This is a genomic window from Acinetobacter sp. YH12102 (assembly GCF_013419125.1).
Taxonomy (GTDB): domain Bacteria; phylum Pseudomonadota; class Gammaproteobacteria; order Pseudomonadales; family Moraxellaceae; genus Acinetobacter; species Acinetobacter pseudolwoffii.
In genome coordinates this window covers 311343-334683 of sequence record NZ_VPAS01000004.1, presented here as the reverse complement: position 1 = coordinate 334683, position 23341 = coordinate 311343, and the positions used below count along the sequence as shown (strand labels likewise).

Here is a 23341-nt window from a genome sequence, read left to right as displayed (position 1 = left end):
TAAAGTAAAAAATCAATATTGAAAGGCATTTACAATGCGTGAAAACATGAATCTATTTTTATAGAGCAACCTCGGATAAAAATGGGAATATTTTTAAGAAGGAGTTATTTCAATTCACCTTTGATACTTAATAAAGCAAAGTTACGGGAATATTGAATACTTTTGAAATAAAAACACGCTTTAAATCTTCTCTCCAAATAGCTAAGCCACTGATTTAAAATCTTCAATCCTCTATTTAAGAGGCCTATTTTTAGAACTAAAATACTCATTGTGGAGTTTAGGTATCGAAGCAATATCCGATAATTCCACTGACTTCGCACTTTAGTAGACAAATCATCTACCTGCACCATGATTCAAAAATATGGTGAAATATGAATAAGATATAAATCTCGAAATCCTACATATCGCTACACTCGCATCTCTAAATCATCTCATTGTAAGTGCTTTTAATATGCCATTCTTGGCAGGTCGAATCTTCGACAATTAAAATTGAGAAACTTATGTTAGTTAATACAAATACTGCTCAAAAAGCGTCTTTCAATCAATTTTCTAATAATGCGACTGAGAACAAACCTAAGCCAAATGAGCAAGAGCAAAAACCGAATCAAGGAGAGCCAGCTCCTATAACCAAAGAGCAAAATGATCAAAAAAATCAGGCGAATAAGAAAAACTCATAATATTATGTTGAATTAATAAAAGAAGCCTATCTCCCTGATAGGCTTTTTGCATTCAAAAGATAAACATTTTCCATAAAAGCCTGAGAAATAAAAAAGCCCATCCTACGATGAGCTCTTTAATCCAATAGATCTAATTCTTACAAGCTGCGAATTCTTGCAGTACAAATCGTTTTACACTTTCATCAAAATTTGGTCTGGAAAGAGCGAGCTTGCCATTTTTCATAGATTTATAACAATAGCTTGCGGCTACGCCTACACCAAACAAAGTCAACAACTTCATTGCTCACCTCATTAACTGTCAGATTTGAATACAAAAATTAGCATTCAAATGTGTAGTTTTCCAACTTAATTTAGAGTGTTTTTTGTACTCCATGTTAATTAATGTATGGGTAGAAAATAACAAAGCTGACCATTGGATAAGCTGTTCTAACGTCAAAACCTAATTGTTGATGTGCATATCAACCCAATTAAGGAAGCTGTTTTTATCCGTAAATTTAGGTGCAGAACTTATGCTCAGTATTTCTTTATTTCCAAATTTACCACTAATGTTATGGAATGCTTGGACTTTAAATTCCTGAGGCTCTCCTTCGTGCAGCGTTCTAAAATACTCTACTGACTTATCAAACTCACTTTTCTCTTTAAAGCCAGGACGTTCTTTTAAAAACTCATAAACTTGTTCTAGAGCGGGTAAATAATTATTTCTAGGCATTCTATATTCTCTAAAATTATGAGTTTTATTGTGAATGCCTATTCTGAATTAATAGTGATAAGAATGTTTAAGCTTTTCTTACCGTTTATGTAACTCTTTCTTCTTTCAAGCAGTCACGACATACTTTCACTTCTTTACCATCCGCTTGGCATTCGATTTCTGTGACACCATGAAGACCGAATAAACAAAAGATAAAATGCAGCATGACCTTTCTGCGCAAAAGATAGCTCCTTCAGGCAAAGGAGGCAAAACTGGAAATAAAACTATAGCAATGGAATCTGGGCGCTCATTTTATCGAAGATTATTTTTCATCCATTGGCGAAAAATTACATTCATATTCACCATAAAAATTCCGTTTCCAGACCCAACTACATTTACGATTTCGAATTGTTTTGAGGTCATCATTCTTATAGTTTAATTGTTATCGCAGATCAGAATGCTAAGCAAAGAGGTCGGTCATGTGTTCAAACTATGAATTCCCCTCAAAAAGTCAGCTCTCTTTATTAGATCTTCATGCAGAACAACTTGAATTGAACATGAAATCACATGTTTACCCCTTAGCACCTGCTCCTATCATGATGCGAGGTGCTGAGGGGTTTGAGTTAGATATTGCACGTTTCGGACTGATTCCCTTTTGGGCGAAAGAATTAAAATATGGTCGACATACTTACAATGCCCGAACTGAAACAATAGCGTCCAAGCCAAGTTTTCGACATGCCTGGAAAAATAACCAGTTTGCTTTAGTGCCCGTGGATACTTTCTATGAACCTAAATATATCGATGGAAAACCGCACTGGTTTGGTATTTCACGTGAAGATGGCAACCCTTTTACCGTTGCAGCCATTTATGATGATGTGCTCATTGAGGGTGAAAAAATCAGATCATTTTCGATGCTGACTATAAATTCCGATCAACACCTATTGATGAAACAGTTCCACCATCCAGATGACGAGAAGCGCTCGATTATTGTGATTCCTGAAGAATCACGCCATGATTGGTTATGCTGCGATCATGAACAAGCTCATGAGTTTTTCTTTGAAATGAGAGATGAGTTTAGAGCGAAACCCAGAGATCACCGGTTGTCGAAAAACTAAAAGCCCTAAAGCAAGTTAGGGCTTTTAGAATGTGAAAGAGCTATTTTTGTTCTCTCAATGGATTTTCCGGTTCTGCATTGGGTTTTTTCTCTGGCTTCACGCCCTTATACGAATCCTGATTGCCTTTATCATCATTAGATTCTTTTTGCGGATTTGATTCTTGCTCTGATTTATTGGTCATGTGTATCTCCTTTATCGATCCATTAAGAAATAAATATGACATCTGATCCTAAACATCAATATTATTTATGTTTCACATTCACTTTTTAGAAAAGCAAACTTTTCTGGAGGCGCTCTCACCTTTCACGACACTTGAAATTTAAATAATCAAATGAGCAGCGCTACCTGATTAGACAGCACAGCATGGAAATATCAGCTTAGGCGGGCATCGATTAAAAGAAAGTATCTGCCGATACATCAAAGCGCTCAGACAAGGCCTTGATATGACGGATATTCAGCTGACGTTTGCCATTCAATATTTCTGAAATTACTGATTGTGTCGCGACATCAGACAAGTCTGCTTGACTAAGCCCGTGTTGCTCCATCAACAAGGCCAAGGCCGTTCGTCCATCACCTTCTGGCATGGGTAGGTGTTCATGCTCATACGCCGAAACCAGATCACCCAGTTGATGAATAAGCCCCATTAAAGGATGTGATTCATCATCGCCGACAATGTCCAGAAGCTCATCCAGGGCTTCAGTTAGTGTATGAAAGTCATCTTTATTTTCCGGCTTGCTAAGCAATGGTGCAACATAACGCCAGTGATCAACGGCCTGTTTAATCATTGCATTCATTCTAACCTTCCTTCCAATGACCTTTATCATATTCATGGTGAGACGAGACATGGCGAATATAAACGCGTTTTGCCTGATACATCACCACAGCAATCAGCCGAAGCTTGTTTCCACCGATATCGAATATATGAAACTTTCCAACCTTATCTACTGCGGGAAAGAGTCTCTTCATCTCAGCAAAATCCTTAGGATGATTGGCCTTCATCAGTCGATACCAACCATCTAATGCCGTTCCAGCCTGTGGCCACTTTTGCGTTGCTTCAAGAATTCGAGCGTGGGTGATCACATGCATATATTTTATCGCATTTTGCTATATTTCTAGTATATATAAATTATCGCATTTTGCAATATATTCTTATCCGGCTATTTTAGTTCTCAATTTTAATCATTAATCGACATGTAATCCTATTTAAATCATACTCTCATAAAGTATAGACTGTGACCCGTATCATTTAAATCCAGTTGAGTTCAATCGTTATCTTGGATTTTTATTATAAAAATTTCACCCACAAACAAAAACCCCGCCAACTGATGATTGAACGGGGATTGAGCTTCATTAACACATCCGGTGAATTGGAGCATTATTCAATATCTTTCAAGCAATCACGACACTCTTTCACCTCTTCATGATCACAGGTGTAATTGATTTCAGTCGCACCATGAAGGCCAAATAAACAAAATATAAACTGGATCATGCTTTTCTCCTGAGTGTAACAAGCTTAATCAGTGATTAAGCTTGTATTGATTTTAAGACTCAATAACTCGATACGGAATAATCGGATCACGACCTGAGTAATAACTTAACCGCCTGAATACATTTCACAATTTAAGCAAAGTTAAGTTTCTGGTATTTAAGTTCGTCCAGGCTCTTCACTTTTAGTCTTTTGATCCTTCTTACAATGATCATTGCCCATCATATGACACATTTTTTCTTTGCAAGATTTAAAACAACAACCTACCATCACGCCCATGCCAAATGCACATATACATCTCATCATAGCTTTGCCCTGTCTTTTTATAAAAAGAGATATATAAATACCATCTATTCATGTTTCACTCTTGAGAGAATTTTCAGGCTTTATGTTGTATATGAAAACTTATGTGAAAGAGAATAATTAAAGTAAAAAGCTCTCATTGAGCAATCCGTGTTTATAAACAAGAAAAAGCCTGCTTAACTCTCCTAAATTAAGCAGGCTTTATAATGTGCTGATTTTCTAATTATTTTCATTAAGTTCTTGGAATGAAGCCAAGATATCACTGGCCCAGCAGTCAATCTGTGTGTGATATATAGAGGCTATGTTTCTAAATGTGCAATAAGCGTTACTTTTCTTAATTGAATGGCTTTAATTTAGGCAAAATATATTTTATTCGTTAAATTTTATGCTTAAGAGAAAACAGATGGACACTTTAGATCAATATGCATAACAATAAATTTGTTCATTTTTTAGGATAAAATTCCCTGTTGCTGTACTGTATGTGAATATCAGGAATTTTTGACTTCTTCTAAAGTTGGTAGATGACTGCTTTCTTTTTGGCTATTTCTCTCTATAATTTTTGATATGACAAATAACAAGATTTTGACATCATGATAAATCGTATACTGATTACTTTGTTGATAAGTCTGACAATAAGTGGCTGCCAAAAGCAGCAAGCCGACAGTTCAGCGGAACCTGATCAAGCCCTCAAAGCCCAATTTGAACAATCAGATAATCAACTCAGTGCTTATCTGGACAAACTAGATTCTTCCAGTATTAGTCCAGAAGAAAGAACACGCATACTCTGTGAACAATATCCTAAAGAATATAAAACTCGTTATATGCCGGCTTTATTAAAACTTATGCCTCAGGAATATACAGAAAAAGGACTGCTTACAGATTTAGACAATGCCTTAAGCTTTTATAAGCAGAAAGCCAATATCCAGTGTTAATTCATACTGATTAACTTCTATAACCAAATTTTACCCTAAAAAAACCGCCTGATTCAGGCGGTTTTTTCATGAACGTACAGCTTAAACAGAATTAACGCTACAGTTTTGGCAGATCTTATGAATCATACCCACGCTGCTGGTTAATTCTATTATGGCTGCTAGTTCTGTTGATTATTCCAGATCTTGTTGAGATTGCTGGTTTTTTTGCTGATTACGCTGTGGCTGCTGTTGTTGCTGCTGATCACGCTGTTGTTGGTTATTTTGTCCCTGCGGCTGTTGTTGCTGCTGGTTATTTTGTTGCTGGTTTGGGTTTTGCTGGTTGTTTTGCTGACGCTGTTGATCTTGCGTACCTTGTTGGTTTTGCTGTTGTTGCTGTTTCTGTTGGTCTTGCTGTTGATTATTAGCCATGGTGTAACTCCTTACTATTTGCTTTAAATTAATTAAAAGCCGATAGAGTTTCGACTTAATATCTACTCTACGCATTTTTCAGAATTCTCCAACCTATAACCTGTTACAGATTAATTCAATGTAAAAAATGGTAAGCCAAGTAGTTGAAATCAAGATTAATAAGCAACATAAATTACTTTATCCAATAAAATAGACACATGATGAAAGATAATATGTTTCGAAATTTTTATTATTCAATAAAAGGAATAACTTAACCTGAGTAAAATATATAAAAAAGACATTTAAAATATTTTAAAAAATAACAATATATTATCAAGTAAAATATATTAAAAACCTATGCTTATGATATTTATGCTTAAATTCAATAACTCAGTCTAAGCATTAATATTCTTCAAAATGGAATAAAACATGCAAAAGGTAATGTTCTAAACAGTTTTTTAATAAACCAACATACGATAAGCAACATTGAATCACGTATAACGACTAAGTTGTTTCCAATTTATCTTGATTTTAATAAAAGATATTTATCAATCAGACTGATATTAATTTTGGTAATTTTTTATTTTTAAAAAGCTTTTATTAACTTAATGTTAGCCAAATAATAAGCCTCTTAAAAAAAGAGGCTTATTCACTTTAAGGTTTATCTTAGATATTCACAACTTTAACAATAATCGTTTGGGTATCTTCCTGCTCTTCAGCCAGATGTAAACGTTTAAGCTCTTTGCTTTTTACTTTGAACTGTAAATTCTGATAAGAAATCGTGCTTGGAATCTGATCAAAATATTGACCATCAGCATCAATTTCTTCCTGAAATAATGGTGTACCCAATTGGTAGTCAAGACTTTTTAAGACTACATATTTTACTGTGGTTTTCATTCTAACGCCCTACTTTCACTAAGCACTTTATTTTTATTTTTACCACTGTTCAGCTTGAGAAGAAACCTCTATTTGAAAAAATAGTCTAAGCTTTAACCACTCAGGTTTTGTGATCAAATCAGTATCAAATTGTACTAATCCATGAAAAATTTTAACTTTCATAAAAATATAAATATACTCGGAGTTGAACGACAGAAAAAATCTGTCTAAATTAAGCTAAAACCACTCGGATCATAAAGAAAATATATAGACTATGATAAAGACCTGTTGTAACTTACTCGAAGAGAAAAATATAAAAATTGCCTTTATCGAAAGTGCAAGCTCTGGATATCTATGTAGCCAGTTTTCCATCTGTAAAGCTGACGGCGCCGAAATTCTGGCCGGTGGATTGGTCTGCTACGATGTTGGTGTGAAAACTTCGGTATTAAACATTCCCCAGGCTTTGATCAATAGTTACACTGCCGAATCCATGCCAGTTACTGTTGCCCTGGCAGACGCGGGTAAAAAGATGTTCCGGGATGCAGACTGGATTATTGCCTGTACAGGTTTGCTTAAACCCGGTGGTAGTGCGACACCAGAGAAACCGGAAGGGACTTTTTTTGTAGCAATTAATGATGGTACTCAAGTGCATCAATTCCAGTATTATTTGAAAGGTACTCCACTCGAACGTCTGAATAAACTGTCTGCCGTGGTTGCACACGATATGATTAATCTACTGAATCATTAATCTAGTTTTATAATTACGCCGCAACAAGCTTCATTATTTCTACTGTATTTTAAGATAGATTAGCATGATCAAATGCTAATCTATTTTTTGCGGGTAGAATAACCATGAATATTAAAACTGCGCTGTTTCTGCTCCCTCTTGGCTTGCCCAGTCTGGCTTTTGCTACGGTCGGTGGCCCACAAAATATTGAAATTCTAGGCTATGAAGTCAAAGAGCAAAAGCTCTATGTCATGCGTCATTACCTTGATGGTCGTGGGCGCTTGCCACAGCTGTATTATTATAATTTTAAATCCGCAAAACCGAATCAGTTGATTCAGGTCAACTCCTTATATATCAATCCAAAAACCAAACGTATTGATTATGACCAAGACAGTCGCAAGTTTGATCAGGACATTGCCAAAATCAAAAAGCGTTTAGTTCCGCTGAGTCCGATTCAAAGTTCAAAGCCACAACTTAAAATTTTAAAAACCACAACAGGGACGGCAGCTGCCTGGTACGATCCACAAGAAAAAGTGCCAAAATGGACTTATCAATATCAAGTAAAATCTGGCTCACAAAAAAGTCCGACTCATCAAGCGATCAGTTATCAGCAAGGTCTAAAAATTAGCCAGGCCTATAAAGTTCCTAAACAGAATAAAACGCTGGTGACAGTCAAGTATTTGGGGATTCCTTTTGAAACAGGCTATAGCATTGAAGATCCAGTCCTGTTAAGTCGATAAAAAATAAGGTCTCGATTGAGACCTTATTTTTTATTCAAGATATTAATAAATATTAAGCCGCTGTAGAACGCTCGGCGATCGGTACTACTTTACGCAGTTCAGGCCCAGTATAATCCGCGCTTGGACGGATAATACGGTTGTCTGCACGCTGTTCCATCACATGTGCTGCCCAACCTGTGACACGTGACATGACAAAAATCGGGGTAAACAGCTTGGTTGGAATGCCCATAAAGTGATAAGCCGAAGCATGGAAGAAATCGGCATTACAGAATAATTTCTTCTCACGCCACATCACTTCTTCGCAGCGCACTGAGACCGGATAAAGTACCGTATCACCGACATCTTTGGCTAAACGCTCAGACCAGATTTTGATGATGCCATTACGCGGATCATTGTCTTTATAAATCGCATGACCGAAGCCCATAATTTTTTCTTTACGTTCCAGCATGCCCAGCATTTCACGTTCAGCTTCTTCAGGCGAAGTCCAGTTTTCGATCATATCCATTGCAGCTTCGTTAGCACCGCCATGTAGAGGGCCACGCAAGGAACCGATTGCACCGGTAATACAAGAATGCATGTCAGATAAAGTCGATGCACATACACGCGCCGTAAAGGTCGAAGCATTAAATTCATGCTCTGCATATAGAATCAGAGAAACATTCATCACCTGTTCATGCAGTTCATTTGGCTTTTCGCCACGTAATAAATGCAGGAACTGTGCACCGATTGAATCATCATCCGTATTTTCTTCAATACGCACACCGTCATGGCTATAACGATACCAGTAACAGATAATTGCCGGTAAAGTGGCAAGAATACGGTCTGCAATATCCTGTTGCTGTTCAAAAGACAGTTCAGTTTCAAGATTGCCCAGCATCGATACGCCAGTACGCATTACATCCATCGGATGAGAATCGGCAGGAATCCGCTCTAGCACTTCTTTTAAGGCTTGAGGTAGCGTGCGCAAAGATTTTAATTTGGCTTTATAGGCAACTAACTGCTCTGAAGTTGGCAGTTCGCCAAAGAAAATCAGATAAGCCACTTCTTCAAACTGGCAATGTTCAGCCAGATCCTGCACGTCATAACCGCGATAGGTCAGACCTGCGCCACTTTTGCCTACAGTTGAGAGTGAAGTTTTCCCTGCCACTTGTCCACGCAATCCTGCGCCGGTGAGTACTTTTCCTTCAGCCATTTTTTTAATTCTCCTGTTTAAACAGTTTATCTAATGTGTCTTCGAAGCTGTGATAATCTAAAAATTCGTAGAGTTCTTTGCGTTGCTGCATAATATCCAGCACATTCACCTGAGTGCCGTGTTCACGCACCGAACGCATCACTTCAAGGGCTGCCTTTTGCATGGCACGTGTCGCTGATAATGGATACAGCACCATGCCAATACCCTGCTCTGCCAACTCATTTACCGTATAATACGGTGTATCACCAAATTCGGTAATATTTGCCAAGACTGGCACACCAACTGCATCGCATACGGTGCGATACATGGTGATATCGGTCATCGCTTCGGCAAAAATTGCATCTGCACCCGCTTCAACACAGGCACAAGCACGATCAATCACCGCTTGCAGGCCTTCTTTTTGTAGCGCATCGGTACGCGCCATGACCACAAAGTTTGCATCGGTTTTCGCATCGACCGCCGCTTTAATACGATCGACCATTTCCTGCTGTGACACAATTTCTTTATTTGGACGATGGCCACAACGCTTTTGTGCCACCTGATCTTCAATATGCACTGCGGCTGCACCAGCTGCAATCATCTGTTTGATCGTGCGGGCAATATTTAATGCGCCACCCCAACCGGTATCGATATCGACCAATAAAGGTGTATCAACACGTTCTGTAATCCTGCGTACATCTTCCAGAACATTATCCAGACTGGTCATGCCCAGGTCAGGCAAACCATAAGAATAATTCGCGACACCCGCACCTGATAAATAAATGGCTTTATAACCGACTTGTTTGACCATCATGGCAGCATAGGCATTTACCGTACCCATAATTTGCAATGGTTTCTCGACTTCAAGTGCTTGTCTAAATCTTAGACCTGCAGACATTTGTTCTGTCATCTTCCTTTTCCACAGTCTTGGCTATAATTATTGAAACTCGAGTATACTCATTTGGCTTGCTCATTCCACAATCTGATAGAACAAATACTCTAAAACTTTAGTCAAATTTTTAAGTTTTACTTTACCTAATCCGGCAAATACTGCGCTTATGCGGTGCAATTATGAAATATGTACATATATTTGCTATGATGGCGTTTCAATCTTTATTGACATGTTGATGTATTATCTCCTATGCAAGACCTCGTCCTAGAACCGCTCGCCAAAGACCTGCCGCAGACCAAACGTGGTCATGAGCGCTGTATTGCGCTGCTGAACAGTGCAACCGAGCTGTTTCTGGAACGGGGTTATGATGCTGTGTCTCTCGATGATATTGTTCAGCACGCAGGTGGCTCCAAGGCCTCCATTTATAAGTACTTTGGCAATAAAGAAGGCTTGTTTAAGGCCATCTGTGATTATCGTCGTATCAAGTTTTTTGAAGATATCAGCATTCCGATCGAACTGATGGCACTGGATTTTCGTAGTTATCTGGTTCACACCTTGCTGAATTTTTATCATCAGATCATGCAACCTGAAAACTCAGCCTTCATGCGTCTGGTTCTGGAACAGAGTCAGCGTAATCCAGAACTGGCTCAGCATATTCATGAACACGGTCCTGTACATGTCCAGAGTGCGATTGCCACTGCATTAGAACAGGCAGATGCTCAAGGCTTATTGCATTGTGAAAATCCGCAATATTCGGCTCAGCTATATTTTGGTATTTTGCGTAATCTGGAATGGCGCATCCTGATGGGAATTTCCATACAAGAAGATGATCAGGAAATCGACAAATACATCAGTTATTGTGTGGATCGCTTTTTAGACGGTCATCAAAAAGTCTAGTTTTTTTGCATTTTTCATTGCTTATAGTATATTAGCCGATTCCGTATTTTTTCTTAAACTAACCAACAACTGATTGTTGATCGAGTTTTTCGGCAATTATTGTGGAGTAACGAATGGCTCTCCGTCACTTTCTCACCTTACGCGATTTATCAACTTTAGAACTTAACCAGATTTTGCAACGCGCAATTGAGCTTAAGCGCAAACAGCATAACAATGAAGTGTTCCAACCATTTGTTGGTAAAGTGATGGGCATGATTTTTGAGAAATCGAGTACCCGTACGCGTGTTTCGTTTGAAGCTGGCATGAGCCAATTTGGTGGTAGCGCAATTTTCCTGTCTTCTCGCGATACCCAGTTAGGCCGCGGTGAACCGATTGAAGATTCTGCACGCGTGATTTCAAGCATGTTAGATATCGTGATGATCCGTACTTTCGGTCATGATATCGTGGAACGTTTTGCATCTTATTCAAAAGTTCCTGTGATTAATGCTTTAACAGATGATCACCATCCTTGCCAGTTACTTGCTGACATGCAGACCTATGTAGAGCAACGCGGCTCAATCGAAGGTAAAACTGTTGCCTGGATCGGTGATGGCAACAACATGTGTAATTCATATATTGAAGCAGCACACATGTGGGGCTTTAATCTTAAAATTGCAGCGCCAAAAGGTTATGAACCACAAGAAAAATTCCTGTCTGAATTTGCGCATTGTGTTGAACTGGTCGATACCGCGGAAGATGCAGCCGTGAATGCTGACCTGATTGTGACTGACGTTTGGGCAAGCATGGGCCAAGAAGAAGAACAAAAAATCCGTGAGAAAGCATTTGCAGGCTATCAAGTGAATGAACGCCTGATGGATCTTGCGCATCCGGATTGTTTGTTTATGCACTGCTTACCTGCGCACCGCGGCGAAGAAATTTCAGAAAACTTGCTTGACCATAAAAATGCCGTGGTTTGGGATGAAGCTGAAAATCGCTTGCACGCACAAAAAGCCCTGGTTGAATTCCTGATTAATGAAAATCTGAAAAAAGACTAAATTAAAAGCTGAATCTTCACAAATTAAGCACCAATCTCTGGTGCTTTTTTTGTCTCAGCTCTTATAATCATTGTTGAAATGGAATAAAAAGTGATGTTATACAATGCAAAAAAAATATTGGGCTTTGGCACTCTTGGCAGGTTTTAGCAGTGCCACCTTCTCCGTTCATGCTTCTGAATTTGACCAATATCTTCAGGAAAAAAATATTATTGACAGCAAATTTAAAATTCAGAAAAAAGCTGAACTGAATGAATTACTCGCGGTACTCAGTGCAGAAGATTCCAGAACTTTACCTTTACAGATCGATCAGAATACAATTATTGAACAATTACAGTTAAGTGCCAATAAAACCACATTAAAAGGTTTAATCACCACACCGGATTTTAGCCAATTTGAAAAAGATCTGGGCCGCAAAGAAGTGATGAAAATGATCCGTAATAATCTGCTCAATAATTGCGAGATTTTCTTTGAGCATCGCTATCAGATTGAAAACCCATACAAGGTCGAGCTCAGCCTGAGCTCGCAAACACAAACCTATAAAACTGACATTTCCCAGAAAGATTGCAAATTGAAATAGTCTAAAGAAATAAGATATTGGCTTTTATTCAGGATTAAAACATCAAGAAAACAAAGAGGTCGCTATAGCTACCTCTTTTTGATGAGGTTTGCTGTTATATCCTGCTAACGCACCAAACCTTGCGGCTGTAGAATTATAATCAGTGCCCCCAGTATTACCACCATCCCGCCAAGTAAATCCCAACGTGACAGCGTTACTTGATCAACGAAGCGCAACCACATTAGCGCCGAAAAAATATAGATGCCACCATAAGCGGCATAAATCCGTCCAGAAGCAGCCGGATGCAAGGTGAGTAGCCAGACGAAAGCCGCCAAAGCCAGAGCTGTTGGAATCCACAACCAGTGACTTCTTCCCTGATTTAAAATCAGGTAGGGAAAATAACAGCCTAAAATTTCCATCAATGCCGTGACCAGAAACAGGCAAAAAGTGGTGAGCAGCTTGGTAATTTGAATATCCATGATTTGTCTTTTGAACTGTATGAATGAATTTGATGATTTAAAATATGAGTGCATGAAAAAACCCGTGCTTGCACGGGTTTTATTTTTTCATATTGATTAAGCAGGTTCAGCAGTCTGGTCTTCAAAGACTTCAAGTTTTAAGCCAACAGCTTTACCATTTTCTTTCTTCACCGACACTGCAACATTACCGCCATTTTCAGCCAGTTCACCAAACAGGATCATTTCTGCCAATGGTTTTTTCAGGTGTTCCTGAATCAGACGCTGCATTGGGCGTGCGCCCATTAAACGGTCATAGCCTTGCTCTGACATCCATTCACGCGCACTCTGATCCACTTCCAGCATGACTTTCTTATCATCAAGTTGCGCTTGAAGTTCGGTCAGGAATTTATCCACGACATTTTCAATGATGCTGCTTGGCAATGCCTTGAACTGAATCACGCCGTCAAGACGGTTACGGAATTCCGGAGAGAAGGCTTTCTTCATCGCTTCCTGGTTATCGTTGCTATTGTCCTGTTCCATAAAGCCAATGCTAATACGTGAAATACTTTCAGCACCAATATTGGTGGTGAGGACTAGGACAACATTACGGAAATCCGATTTACGTCCGTTATTGTCAGTCAAGGAACCATGATCCATAATCTGCAATAACAGGTTAAAGACATCTGGATGCGCTTTTTCGATCTCATCAAGCAATAGCACGCAATGTGGATTTTTGTGAATCGCATCAGTCAACAAACCACCCTGATCAAAACCGACATAGCCCGGAGGTGCACCGATTAAACGCGACACCGCGTGGCGTTCCATGTACTCGGACATATCAAAGCGAACCAGCTCTACGCCCATCTGCTTAGCCAGCTGCTTGGTCACTTCAGTTTTACCGACACCGGTTGGGCCAGCAAAAACAAAGCTGCCCACAGGTTTATCTGGAGATTTCAAACCAGCACGAGACAGTTTAATGGCAGACGCTAAAGCTTCGATCGCTTCATCCTGACCAAAGACCACCCGTTTCAGATCGCGCTCAAGATTTTCCAGTACGCTCTTGTCATCTTTAGAGACCGTTTTTGGTGGTATACGCGCAATTTTCGACACGATATCTTCGATATTTTCTACCGTGATCAAACTGTCATCTTGTTCAGCTTTTAAACGGCGCTGCGCACCTGCTTCATCAATCACGTCAATGGCTTTATCTGGCAAGAAACGGTCATTGATGAACTTCGCAGAAAGTTCAACCGCAGATACCAATGCCTGATCGTCATATTGCACATGATGGAAATCTTCAAACTTCGATTTCAGGCCACGTAGGATATCAATGGTTTCAGAAATAGATGGCTCATTCACATCGATTTTCTGGAAACGGCGTGACAAAGCATGATCTTTCTCAAAGACCTGACGGTATTCCTGAAAAGTGGTTGAACCAATGCAACGTAAAGTGCCATTGGCCAATGCAGGCTTGATCAGATTCGATGCATCCATGGTGCTGCCCATACTGGAGCCTGCACCAATAATCATGTGAATTTCATCAATAAACAGCACAGCTTCAGGTTTCTTTTTCAGCGCATTTAAAAGCTGTTTCAAGCGTTTTTCAAAGTCACCACGGTATTTTGTTCCGGCAACTAATGCTCCAATATCCAGACTGAAAATTTCAGCATTTTCGAGTGGTTTTGGCGCTTTACCATTAACGATCAACCATGCCAAACCTTCTGCAATCGAGGTTTTACCGACCCCCGGATCACCGACAAGAAGTGGGTTATTTTTACGGCGGCGGCACAGAATTTGAGCGGCACGTTCAATTTCTTTTTCACGACCAATCAGTGGATCGGTCTTGCCCTTTTGCGCTTCGATATTGAGATTAGTCGTATACAGTTCAAGCGGACCTGAACTGGCTGAAGATGCAGACTCACCATCGAGGTCTTCAATTTCTTCTTCACCCTGTACTTCTTCTTTACGCGTACCATGAGACAGGTACTGAGTTAGCGTAAGGCGATTAATTTGATGACGTTTCAATAGATAGACGGCAAATGAGTCACGCTCAGAATACATCGCAACCAGAATATCAGCACCTTCTACAGTCCGATCACCACCGCTAGATTGCACGTGAAAAATCGCGCGCTGCAAGATCCGGTCAAAACTTTCTGTTGGGTGTGGTGCCTGATCACTATTTTCACCAAGCTTAGGGGTATGCTGTTCTACGTATTCTTCTAATTCCTTGCGCAACACGATAATGTCTGCGCCACATGCTTTAAGCGCATTTACGGCAGAGTCATTGTCAAGCAAGGCTAATAATAAATGTTCTACGGTCAGGAACTCATGTCTCTTTTGACGAGCCATGCTGACAGCCAAACGTAGTGATACTTCTAATTGACGACTGAGCATGTAACCCCCTTAATCTTTAGGCTCTATTTGGCAAAGTAATGGATGACCTTGTGATCGAGCATAATTATTGACTTGGTTCGCTTTGGTTTCCGCAATGTCTCGAGGATAGACCCCAGCTACACCCTTTCCTTCATAATGTACAGTTAGCATTACTTGTGTAGCTTGGTCAAGATTCATTGCAAAGTATTGTTGTAAAATTTCAATTACAAATTCCATCGGGGTATAGTCGTCGTTCATTAAAACGACAGCATATAAGGGCGGACGTTTCAGTTCTGGCGGTGCAGTCTGCACAGCAAGGTCAGAATCATCACCTTCCAGAGGTTCATTTGCTAAACGCGGGCTGATATGCCAATCAACAATTCCAGATTCATAAAAAGAATTTTTGATATCACTTAAACACATTTGACGTTTATTGCTTGGCATAAGATTTATATTTCACACTTAATTTGCATTTGCTTCGGTTTTCGGAATTTCTGACAAGGCGGCAGACTGATTTTCAACTGCTTTGCCCTGTTCCCAGCTAAAACGACGGATCACCGGTTTGGCACCGCTGAGACGTATCTCAATAAATTCTGGCTTAAAGCCTTTTGGCATGCTCCAGCGACCTGTTAAACGCTCATAATTTTCAAAATTAAAGTTTTTGTCTTCCAGTGGCACCACCAGAATTTCAGTCCCTTTAATCAAGCGTAATTCAATACTCCCGGAGGCACGACTTTTGCCCGGACTAACTTGAACCAGATCAATCTGATATTCAAAGGCATTTTCAGGCAAAGGCTTAATCGACAGGTTTTGCACGGCCAAAGCCAAACCGCCACGCTGACGTAAGACCTCGCGATAAATGGTTCCGACACTTTCAGCCTGCACCTGTTCATCACGCGCCTTGGTCATGGCCAGATAGAGATCATTGGCATTACTCACCGCCAGATCACGCTCCTGAACCGCAGTATTCAGATTCTTATTTAATGTTTCCAGACTGGCTTTTTGTGTCTGTACCACATCGACCAGTTGCTCTGCATCTGCATCATAACCCGCCGCAGTCAAACCCTGACGGTGTCCTACGGTATATCCGAGCACACCACTGCTCAAGATCAATACAGCCGCACCAATGACCAAGGGCGTATTGCCTTTCATCAAAGATTTTTTTGCAGCTGGTTCCTGAGAAATGGTCGTATTTGACTCGTTATTCGGCATTTTGATCTCTTGTTTGCTTTATTCAAGACACACATTTAAATCCAAATCTAAATGTGTGTGAAGTTCTAATACGTTTCTTATGGTAATAAACCAATATTATTTAAGCCAGCATCTTCGGCAAATCCGAACATCAGGTTCATGTTTTGTACGGCCTGACCTGCTGCACCTTTCACCAAGTTATCCTGTACAACCAGGACTACCAGCTTGGTCGGTTGCGGCTTGTACAAGGCTATACGCAACTGATTGGCACCACGCACTGAACGGGTTTCTGGTGAGCTGCCTGCTGGCATGACATCGACAAAAGTTTCATTGGCATAGAACTGTTCATACAATGCTTGTAAATCTGCTGCTTGTCCTGCTTCGGTGAGATCGATGTAGATGGTCGACAACATACCACGGATCATTGGCACCAAATGCGGAACAAATAAAATGTGATCAAACACATCTTTTTGACCTGAGATATTTTCCAGGGCTTCGACAATTTCAGGGTGATGGCGGTGACCTGCTACGCCATAGGCTTTAAAGTTATCGGCATTTTCAGTATAGATGCCGCCCAAGCTTGCTTTACGACCTGCACCCGACACACCTGATTTCGCATCAATAATAATGCTTTCAGGTTTCACTAATGCGTCACTTGATGTTAATACTGGCGCCAGACCTAACTGAACCGTGGTTGGATAACAACCCGGGTTTCCAACTACATTGGCCTGTTTAATTTGTTCACGATTCAATTCAGATAAACCGTAAACAGAGTCTTTTAACAGTTCTGGACAAGTATGTTGCATGCCATACCATTTTTCAAACTGTTGCAGATCTTGTAAACGGAAATCTGCAGCCAGGTCAATGACTTTGGTCTTTGCAGCCACAAGCGCTTCGGCATGTTTCATTGCAACACCATGCGGCGTTGCAAAAAACACGACATCACATTTTTTAAGTTCATCGATATTTAAATCTGAATATTGAAGATCGGTATGTCCGCGTAAACTTGGGAACATGTCATCTACACGGCGACCATTTTCGGTACGTGATGTTAGTACATTCACCTGTACATTTGGGTGTCGTAGCAAAAGACGCAACAATTCAACGCCTGTATAACCTGTACCACCGACAATACCAACAGTAATCACGATCACTACCTCAAATCAAAGTTTCCATTTCGTAACTGCGTAGTATGACAGGAAGTTGAGGTTTTCTAAACTGTTTCAGCGGGGATTACTGGTTTTTTATAAGTACTGAACACAATTTCAAAATTAAAGAGAGATGGAAAAGTAATATCTATATTGCTTAGGCTATTTTAAGCCTTTATTTCCCTCTCATTCTCTATTCAGTTCAATTTTAAGCTTCCCACCAATATGGCAACGGCGTATTTTTTAGCATTTTCCGATGCTGTTGAAAATTTGCATCATGTTTCTGAACTTCCGCCCAAAAAAGTGAACTATGATCAAAATATTGGGTATGTGCCAGTTCATGTACCGCGACATAACGGGTAATTTCTTCGGGAAATAGCACCAAAGCACTATTCAGCATAATGTCATGCTGAGCAGAACAACTGCCCCAGCGGGTTTTGGGTTGGCGAATATTGCACTTTTTAAAAGGCAGATTGCATTGCTGTGAGACAAGATTTAAATATAGGGGAAGCTGTTCTTTGGCATAGCTGATGACAAAGGCTTTTAAATATTCTTCAGGATGTCGATCACTGACACAGAGCTGTAACTTCTCAGAATCGAAAACAAAGTTATGTTTCTGGCTTTGATAATGAATCTGAACTGGCACGTTTAAATTAAACAACTGCAGCTCAGTTGGTAGCGTTCGGTCTATTTTTTGGACTTTTTCCTGCTGCGATTGCCAGGTTTTAATCAGCCATTGTTCTGATTGTTTTAAAAATTCTTGAACTTGGCGCTGTGTACAAAACTGCGGCACAGTTAATTTAATTTGCGTCGGCTCTACACGCAGTCTCAAGCGTGTTGCGCGTAATTTTCGAGTGATTTGGATTTCAGGGAGGTTTGGGGTCATTTATCTATAATTTTATAATTTAAATCTCCCCTCCTTATAGAAGTTCACATCTCACATTTTTAAGAGAAGTTTTAAAGGAATTCTAAATTTCAATAATGGTAGTGGAATTAATATTGAAAAGTCCCTTCTCCCTCAGGGAGAAGGTTAGGATGAGGGCATTCTTCATATACATCCTCTCCCAAACCCTCTCCTTTCAAAGGAGAGGGAACTTCCATTAGAAATTAAAATATAAATCGAAACTCAATTTACATAAAAAGTTCATATAGATTAAACCGCAGTACGTTCTTCAATACCGTCATTGGTTGCCACAATTGCGATGTCCGCTTTATTAATCGCAAAAATTCCGTTACAGACCACGCCAGGAATATTGTTAAGCGTTTTTTCAAGCTCGAGTGCATTTAAGATATTCAGATTATGCACATCTAAAATCACATTACCATTGTCAGTCACGACACCTTCACGATATGCAGGATCACCGCCCAGAGAGACAATTTTACGTGCAACCGCAGAACGTGCCATAGGAATCACTTCAACTGGCAGTGGGAAATCGCGTCCCAATTGTCCGACCCATTTTGAATCATCGACGATGCAAACGAATTTCTTTGCAATCGATGCCACAATTTTTTCACGTGTCAGTGCTGCACCACCACCTTTGATCATATGCAAATGACGATCAATTTCATCTGCGCCGTCGACATAAGCATCTAGTCCGCCGACAGAGTTCATATCGACCACTTCAATGCCTAACTTCTTAAGACGTTGCGCCGTTGCTTCAGAACTTGCCACAGCCGCTTCTAACTGAAGTTCTGGCAATAAATCGATTAAAAAGTTAACCGTGCTTCCGGTACCTACGCCTAAAATGCCGCCTTTTGGTAAGTGTTTCAGAGCAGCACGGGCCGCTGCTTGTTTTTTCTCATCTTGGGTTGCATATAGACTCATGGCTTCACTCAACTATTTTGGACTTTTGCAGTATTTTCGAACCGCAAAGCCGTATGGTTTGTTACAATAAGCGCCTATTTTAAACTGTTAGATGGAAAATTAACATGCTGTCTCGTTTGGTTCGACAAATATTACAAGCAACGGTCTACGATGTTGCAATCGAAACTCCACTCGAAGCAGCACCACGAATTAGCGAACGACTCAATAATAACATCCGCTTTAAACGTGAAGATTTACAACCGGTTTTTTCATTCAAGCTACGCGGTGCTTATAACCGCATTAGTCAATTGCCTAAATCTCAACTGGAACGTGGTGTCATCACAGCTTCAGCAGGCAACCATGCGCAAGGCGTGGCATTATCGGGTAAAAAATTGGGTATTCGCGCCATTATCGTAATGCCAAAAACAACACCAGATATTAAAGTCCAAGCGGTAAAACGCCTTGGGGGTGAAGTTGTTTTACATGGTGACTCATTCGACGTTGCCAACAAATATGCAATTCAACGTGCTCAAGAAGATGGCATGACTTTTATTCCGCCTTATGATGATGAGCTGGTGATGGCGGGTCAAGGTACCATTGCCAATGAAATCTTGCGTCAATGGCGCGATGTCGATTATGTATTTGTAGCGGTAGGTGGCGGTGGCCTGATCGCAGGTGTGGCAGCCTACCTGGGTGATGTTGCCCCGCATGTCAAAGTCATTCCGGTGGAATATGACGAATCGGCATGCTTAAAAGCAGCTTTAGAGGCCAATGAACGTGTCATTTTACCTTCTGTGGGTTTATTCGCTGACGGTACAGCCGTCGCACAAATTGGTGAAAAACCATTTGAAGTGATTCGCCTGCAAAAGTCAGATAATTCTGGCCCGATCGTAGAACCACATGTGGTACTGGTCAATACCGACGAAATTTGTGCAGCCATTAAAGATACTTATGACGAATGCCGCAGCATTGTCGAACCCTCAGGTGCTATGGCATTGGCCGGCATTAAAAAATATGTCGAAGAACATAAAATCGAAGGTAAAAATATGGTGTCGATTGTGTGCGGCGCCAACATGAATTTCGACCGTTTACGTTATATCGCCGAACGTACCGAACTCGGTGAACGTAAAGAAGCGATTTTTGCCGTGACGATTCCAGAACAGAAAGGTTCATTCCTCAACTTCTGTCGCGCTTTGCAAGGTCGCAATATTACCGAATTTAATTACCGTGCCAGTGATGTCTCTGCTGCTCAAGTATTTGTTGGGATCAGCTTAAAAAATGGTGAAAAAGAACGTCAGGAAATTTATGAAACGCTAAAATTCCAGTATGACGTCGATGACCTGTCTGATGATGAAGTGGCAAAACTGCATATTCGTTACCTGATTGGTGGTCATGCCGATATTGAAAATGAACGCCTGTTCCGGGTGGAATTTCCAGAACGTCCTGGTGCTTTATTAATGTTCCTGGAACGTCTTGGCCCAACGCATAACATTACCCTGTTCCATTACCGTAACCACGGCGCTGCGGAAGGGCGTGTTCTGGTGGGTCTGGAGGCGACCGATGCGCAGCAGAATCCGGATGGCTTGATTGAAACCCTTGAAACCATTACATATCCATATCAGGAAATTACCAATAATCTGGGCTATCAGCGCTTCCTGAAGTAATTGTTAAAATATAGACCGCCTTTCGAGGCGGTTTTTTATGTGCAACTCAAAATCATGATCATACTATTTATCTCGGCAGAGCTTGCTGAATAGCAGCGCAATTTTTACGAAATTCTCTTACACTAAAATTGAGATGTAATAAAAATAGTTAGGACAATATTCATGGCATTATTTGCAGTGATTGGGCTGGGTAGTTTTGGTGCGACTGTGGCCACGCAACTGATCAGTCTGAATCATGAAGTGATCGGAATCGATCTGAATAAAAAATATGTAGAAAATATTTCTGATCAACTGACCCATGCTGTAATTGCCGATGCAACCGATGAGCATGTGCTAGATGAACTGAATGTGCAGCGTTGTGATGCCGTAGTCGTGGCGATCGGAGAAGATATTGAAGCCAGTATTTTGTGTGTATTGCACCTGAAAAATATGGGCGTCAAAAAAATCTGGGTAAAAGCCAAATCCAAATCCCATCACATGATTCTGACTCATCTCAATGTCGAGAAAATCATTCATCCTGAAGAAGATATGGGCGTGCGTGTGGCTCAGTCTTTAAGCTACCCGATGGTCAGTCGTTATATGGCACTGGAAGATGATCATTATATTGTCAAAATTGAGATTCATGCCGATCATCATGCTACGCCGCTCAACCAACTGATGAAGCACGCCCCTGAAATCACCACCTTATTACATAAGCGCGGATCAGTGGTGCAATACCAGGTCGCATCCGACCTGATTCTGCAGGAAGGCGATATTCTTGTGGTTGAAGGATTACTGGAGCCTTTACGCCATCTCGCCAGATATTTTAAAGCGCTATGAGAAGTTCTGACTTAAAGCAACATAGAACCATTAATCTCAGCCCGCCGAGTTTATTGGCCTTGGGTTTTCTCGGATTAATCCTGATCGGTTCACTGCTACTGATGTTACCTATTGCCCATCAGGGTGATATCAGCTGGTTGCAAGCCATTTTCACGGCTACTTCTGCGGTGACCATTACCGGACTGTCCGTAGTGAATGTCGGTGAAGCCTATACGGTATTTGGCCAGATTGTCATTATGTTTCTGCTGCAATGCGGTGGACTGGGTTTTATGACCTTTGCCATTCTGGCAGTGATGAGTCTGGCACCCAAGATGGGGCTCAAACAGCAAGTCATGGCACAGGAATCGATTGGCCAGACCAGCCTGAAAAAAGTCAGTTTTACCATTAAAGCGGTATTTTTATATTCCCTGTTTTTTGAAGCTATCGGTACGCTGATTCTGACCTTGTCCTGGCTCAGAGAATATCCGTTCAGTGAAGCACTCTTTTATGCTGCCTTTTATAGTGTGTCAGCGTTCAATAATGGTGGATTTTCGCTTTTTCCAAATAGCTTGATGAGCTTTTCAGGGCAGTATCTGATCACCTTTACCATCAGTATGCTGTATATCATTGGTGGTATCGGCTTTCTGGTGCTGATGGATGTCAAGCAACATAGACGCTGGCGCAAGTTAAGTACCAATAGCAAGCTCATTCTTTCGACGATTCTGGGGCTCAATCTGAGTGCGTTTATTGTGCTATGGCTGCTCGAAGCCTCTAATCCGCAAACTTTGGGCCTGATGAGTCTAGGCGATCAAGCCGTGAATGCCTGGTTCCATGCCACTGTTCCCCGCTCTTCAGGCTTTAATAGCTTACCGATGGAGCAAATGAGTGATGCATCGACCCTCGTCACCATGTTTCTGATGTTTATTGGCGGCGGCTCCTTAAGTACGGCGGGCGGAATTAAAGTCGGCACGTTTATTATTGTATTGATTAGCGTAATCAGTTTTTTAAGACGTGAAGATGAAATCCGTCTGTTTAATCATTCTATTCCCGAAAAAACTACGTTTAAGGCACTGGCTGTGGTCTGTATTACGGCAGCCTTAATTGTGATGGGTTTTATGAGTTTATTAATTCTGGAACCTGAACATGAATTTCTCGATCTGTTATTTGAAGCCGTGTCAGCAGCCTGTACGGTCGGCTTGACCCGAGGAATAACCGAAGAACTGCAACCTGCCAGTTTGATTATTTTGATGCTGTTAATGTTTGCAGGACGTTTAGGGCCACTGACTTTAGCTTATTTCATTGCTACCCCGAAAAAGAGCCGAATCAAACATCCGCCTTCAGAAATCCAGATTGGTTAAACCACCCAATAAAAAAACCATGCTACAGCATGGTTTTTTTATATTAATTCTAAAATGATGAAGCCT

At 40.6% G+C, this 23341-nt stretch carries 26 protein-coding genes; 11 read left to right on the top strand and 15 right to left on the bottom strand.

What is annotated here, in order from left to right:
• Positions 1 to 500: 500 nt before the first annotated feature.
• Positions 501 to 677: a hypothetical protein gene (locus FTU42_RS06105; protein WP_180075068.1), complete on the top strand. Its 177-nt coding sequence runs from the start codon at positions 501 to 503 to the stop codon at positions 675 to 677.
• Positions 678 to 1116: 439 nt separating this feature from the next.
• Here FTU42_RS06105 and FTU42_RS06100 read toward each other — a convergent pair whose 3' ends face one another.
• Complete coding sequence (locus tag FTU42_RS06100; protein ID WP_074382825.1) at positions 1117 to 1386, bottom strand: hypothetical protein; 270 nt, start codon at positions 1384 to 1386, stop codon at positions 1117 to 1119.
• A gap of 458 nt (positions 1387 to 1844) precedes the next feature.
• On the opposite strand from FTU42_RS06100, the gene FTU42_RS06095 reads away from it, so the two are divergent.
• On the top strand, positions 1845 to 2480 hold the full coding sequence (locus FTU42_RS06095) for an SOS response-associated peptidase (protein WP_074382826.1): 636 nt from the start codon (positions 1845 to 1847) through the stop codon (positions 2478 to 2480).
• Between the two features lie 40 nt (positions 2481 to 2520).
• Here FTU42_RS06095 and FTU42_RS06090 read toward each other — a convergent pair whose 3' ends face one another.
• From FTU42_RS06090 to FTU42_RS06080, 3 genes are all read right to left on the bottom strand, one after another.
• Complete coding sequence (locus tag FTU42_RS06090) at positions 2521 to 2661, bottom strand: hypothetical protein (RefSeq protein WP_005096816.1); 141 nt, start codon at positions 2659 to 2661, stop codon at positions 2521 to 2523.
• A 211-nt stretch (positions 2662 to 2872) separates the two neighbouring features.
• Entirely contained in the window at positions 2873 to 3274 is a 402-nt protein-coding gene (locus tag FTU42_RS06085) for a type II toxin-antitoxin system HigA family antitoxin (RefSeq protein WP_180075069.1), read from the bottom strand.
• 1 nt (position 3275) lies between these two features.
• Positions 3276 to 3566, bottom strand: coding sequence for a type II toxin-antitoxin system HigB family toxin (locus FTU42_RS06080; RefSeq protein WP_180075070.1), 291 nt, complete (start codon positions 3564 to 3566; stop codon positions 3276 to 3278).
• Between the two features lie 1293 nt (positions 3567 to 4859).
• Between FTU42_RS06080 and FTU42_RS06075 the strand changes: the two genes are divergently transcribed.
• Positions 4860 to 5201 carry a hypothetical protein gene (locus FTU42_RS06075; protein WP_005096809.1) on the top strand — a complete coding sequence of 114 codons (342 nt, stop codon included), beginning with the start codon at positions 4860 to 4862 and terminating at the stop codon, positions 5199 to 5201.
• Positions 5202 to 5372: 171 nt separating this feature from the next.
• Here FTU42_RS06075 and FTU42_RS06070 read toward each other — a convergent pair whose 3' ends face one another.
• Complete coding sequence (locus FTU42_RS06070; protein ID WP_005096808.1) at positions 5373 to 5609, bottom strand: hypothetical protein; 237 nt, start codon at positions 5607 to 5609, stop codon at positions 5373 to 5375.
• Between the two features lie 645 nt (positions 5610 to 6254).
• Positions 6255 to 6485, bottom strand: coding sequence for a hypothetical protein (locus tag FTU42_RS06065; protein ID WP_004280185.1), 231 nt, complete (start codon positions 6483 to 6485; stop codon positions 6255 to 6257).
• A 253-nt stretch (positions 6486 to 6738) separates the two neighbouring features.
• Between FTU42_RS06065 and FTU42_RS06060 the strand changes: the two genes are divergently transcribed.
• Both FTU42_RS06060 and FTU42_RS06055 read left to right on the top strand, forming a co-directional pair.
• Complete coding sequence (locus FTU42_RS06060) at positions 6739 to 7212, top strand: CinA family protein (RefSeq protein WP_100328670.1); 474 nt, start codon at positions 6739 to 6741, stop codon at positions 7210 to 7212.
• Between the two features lie 98 nt (positions 7213 to 7310).
• Positions 7311 to 7931 carry an aminotransferase gene (locus tag FTU42_RS06055; protein WP_373683602.1) on the top strand — a complete coding sequence of 207 codons (621 nt, stop codon included), beginning with the start codon at positions 7311 to 7313 and terminating at the stop codon, positions 7929 to 7931.
• A 52-nt stretch (positions 7932 to 7983) separates the two neighbouring features.
• On the opposite strand, the gene prpC is transcribed toward FTU42_RS06055, so the two are convergent.
• Together prpC and prpB are read right to left on the bottom strand one after the other, a co-directional pair.
• Positions 7984 to 9123, bottom strand: coding sequence for a 2-methylcitrate synthase (gene prpC, locus FTU42_RS06050; protein ID WP_005096804.1), 1140 nt, complete (start codon positions 9121 to 9123; stop codon positions 7984 to 7986).
• Between the two features lie 4 nt (positions 9124 to 9127).
• Positions 9128 to 10012 (bottom strand): methylisocitrate lyase, encoded by an 885-nt coding sequence (prpB, locus tag FTU42_RS06045; RefSeq protein WP_180083166.1) that lies wholly within the window; start codon positions 10010 to 10012, stop codon positions 9128 to 9130.
• A 231-nt stretch (positions 10013 to 10243) separates the two neighbouring features.
• On the opposite strand from prpB, the gene FTU42_RS06040 reads away from it, so the two are divergent.
• The 3 genes from FTU42_RS06040 to FTU42_RS06030 all read left to right on the top strand — a co-directional run bounded on the left by FTU42_RS06040 (position 10244) and on the right by FTU42_RS06030 (position 12502).
• Positions 10244 to 10891, top strand: coding sequence for a TetR/AcrR family transcriptional regulator (locus FTU42_RS06040; RefSeq protein WP_005171084.1), 648 nt, complete (start codon positions 10244 to 10246; stop codon positions 10889 to 10891).
• 113 nt (positions 10892 to 11004) lie between these two features.
• A complete protein-coding gene (gene argF, locus FTU42_RS06035; protein ID WP_159138139.1) occupies positions 11005 to 11925 on the top strand; it encodes an ornithine carbamoyltransferase in 921 nt (306 codons plus the stop codon).
• Between the two features lie 103 nt (positions 11926 to 12028).
• Entirely contained in the window at positions 12029 to 12502 is a 474-nt protein-coding gene (locus FTU42_RS06030) for a hypothetical protein (RefSeq protein WP_180083165.1), read from the top strand.
• 104 nt (positions 12503 to 12606) lie between these two features.
• Here the strand turns inward: FTU42_RS06030 and FTU42_RS06025 are convergent, their stop codons facing one another.
• The 7 genes from FTU42_RS06025 to rpiA form a co-directional block, all read right to left on the bottom strand.
• Complete coding sequence (locus tag FTU42_RS06025) at positions 12607 to 12960, bottom strand: YnfA family protein (RefSeq protein ID WP_005096798.1); 354 nt, start codon at positions 12958 to 12960, stop codon at positions 12607 to 12609.
• Between the two features lie 96 nt (positions 12961 to 13056).
• The gene (clpA, locus tag FTU42_RS06020; protein ID WP_005171089.1) at positions 13057 to 15333 is read right to left on the bottom strand and encodes an ATP-dependent Clp protease ATP-binding subunit ClpA; all 2277 of its coding nucleotides are present in this window, start codon (positions 15331 to 15333) and stop codon (positions 13057 to 13059) included.
• 9 nt (positions 15334 to 15342) lie between these two features.
• Entirely contained in the window at positions 15343 to 15756 is a 414-nt protein-coding gene (gene clpS / locus FTU42_RS06015; protein WP_005171093.1) for an ATP-dependent Clp protease adapter ClpS, read from the bottom strand.
• A gap of 18 nt (positions 15757 to 15774) precedes the next feature.
• Positions 15775 to 16524, bottom strand: a complete 750-nt coding sequence (locus tag FTU42_RS06010; protein ID WP_180083164.1) for a DUF6776 family protein — start codon at positions 16522 to 16524, stop codon at positions 15775 to 15777.
• A 77-nt stretch (positions 16525 to 16601) separates the two neighbouring features.
• A complete protein-coding gene (gene argC, locus FTU42_RS06005) occupies positions 16602 to 17657 on the bottom strand; it encodes an N-acetyl-gamma-glutamyl-phosphate reductase (protein ID WP_180039757.1) in 1056 nt (351 codons plus the stop codon).
• A gap of 202 nt (positions 17658 to 17859) precedes the next feature.
• Positions 17860 to 18537 carry a M48 family metallopeptidase gene (locus FTU42_RS06000; protein ID WP_180083163.1) on the bottom strand — a complete coding sequence of 226 codons (678 nt, stop codon included), beginning with the start codon at positions 18535 to 18537 and terminating at the stop codon, positions 17860 to 17862.
• A 267-nt stretch (positions 18538 to 18804) separates the two neighbouring features.
• Positions 18805 to 19476 (bottom strand): ribose-5-phosphate isomerase RpiA, encoded by a 672-nt coding sequence (rpiA, locus tag FTU42_RS05995; RefSeq protein ID WP_100355010.1) that lies wholly within the window; start codon positions 19474 to 19476, stop codon positions 18805 to 18807.
• 104 nt (positions 19477 to 19580) lie between these two features.
• Here rpiA and ilvA point away from each other — a divergent pair, with 104 nt between their 5' ends.
• From ilvA to FTU42_RS05980, 3 genes are all read left to right on the top strand, one after another.
• A complete protein-coding gene (gene ilvA / locus FTU42_RS05990; protein ID WP_005171103.1) occupies positions 19581 to 21119 on the top strand; it encodes a threonine ammonia-lyase, biosynthetic in 1539 nt (512 codons plus the stop codon).
• A gap of 162 nt (positions 21120 to 21281) precedes the next feature.
• Positions 21282 to 21938 (top strand): TrkA family potassium uptake protein, encoded by a 657-nt coding sequence (locus FTU42_RS05985; protein WP_005171105.1) that lies wholly within the window; start codon positions 21282 to 21284, stop codon positions 21936 to 21938.
• Positions 21935 to 23275, top strand: a complete 1341-nt coding sequence (locus FTU42_RS05980) for a TrkH family potassium uptake protein (RefSeq protein WP_074382832.1) — start codon at positions 21935 to 21937, stop codon at positions 23273 to 23275. The genes FTU42_RS05985 and FTU42_RS05980 overlap by 4 nt, the downstream gene beginning before the upstream one ends.
• The last annotated feature ends 66 nt before the right edge of the window (positions 23276 to 23341 follow it).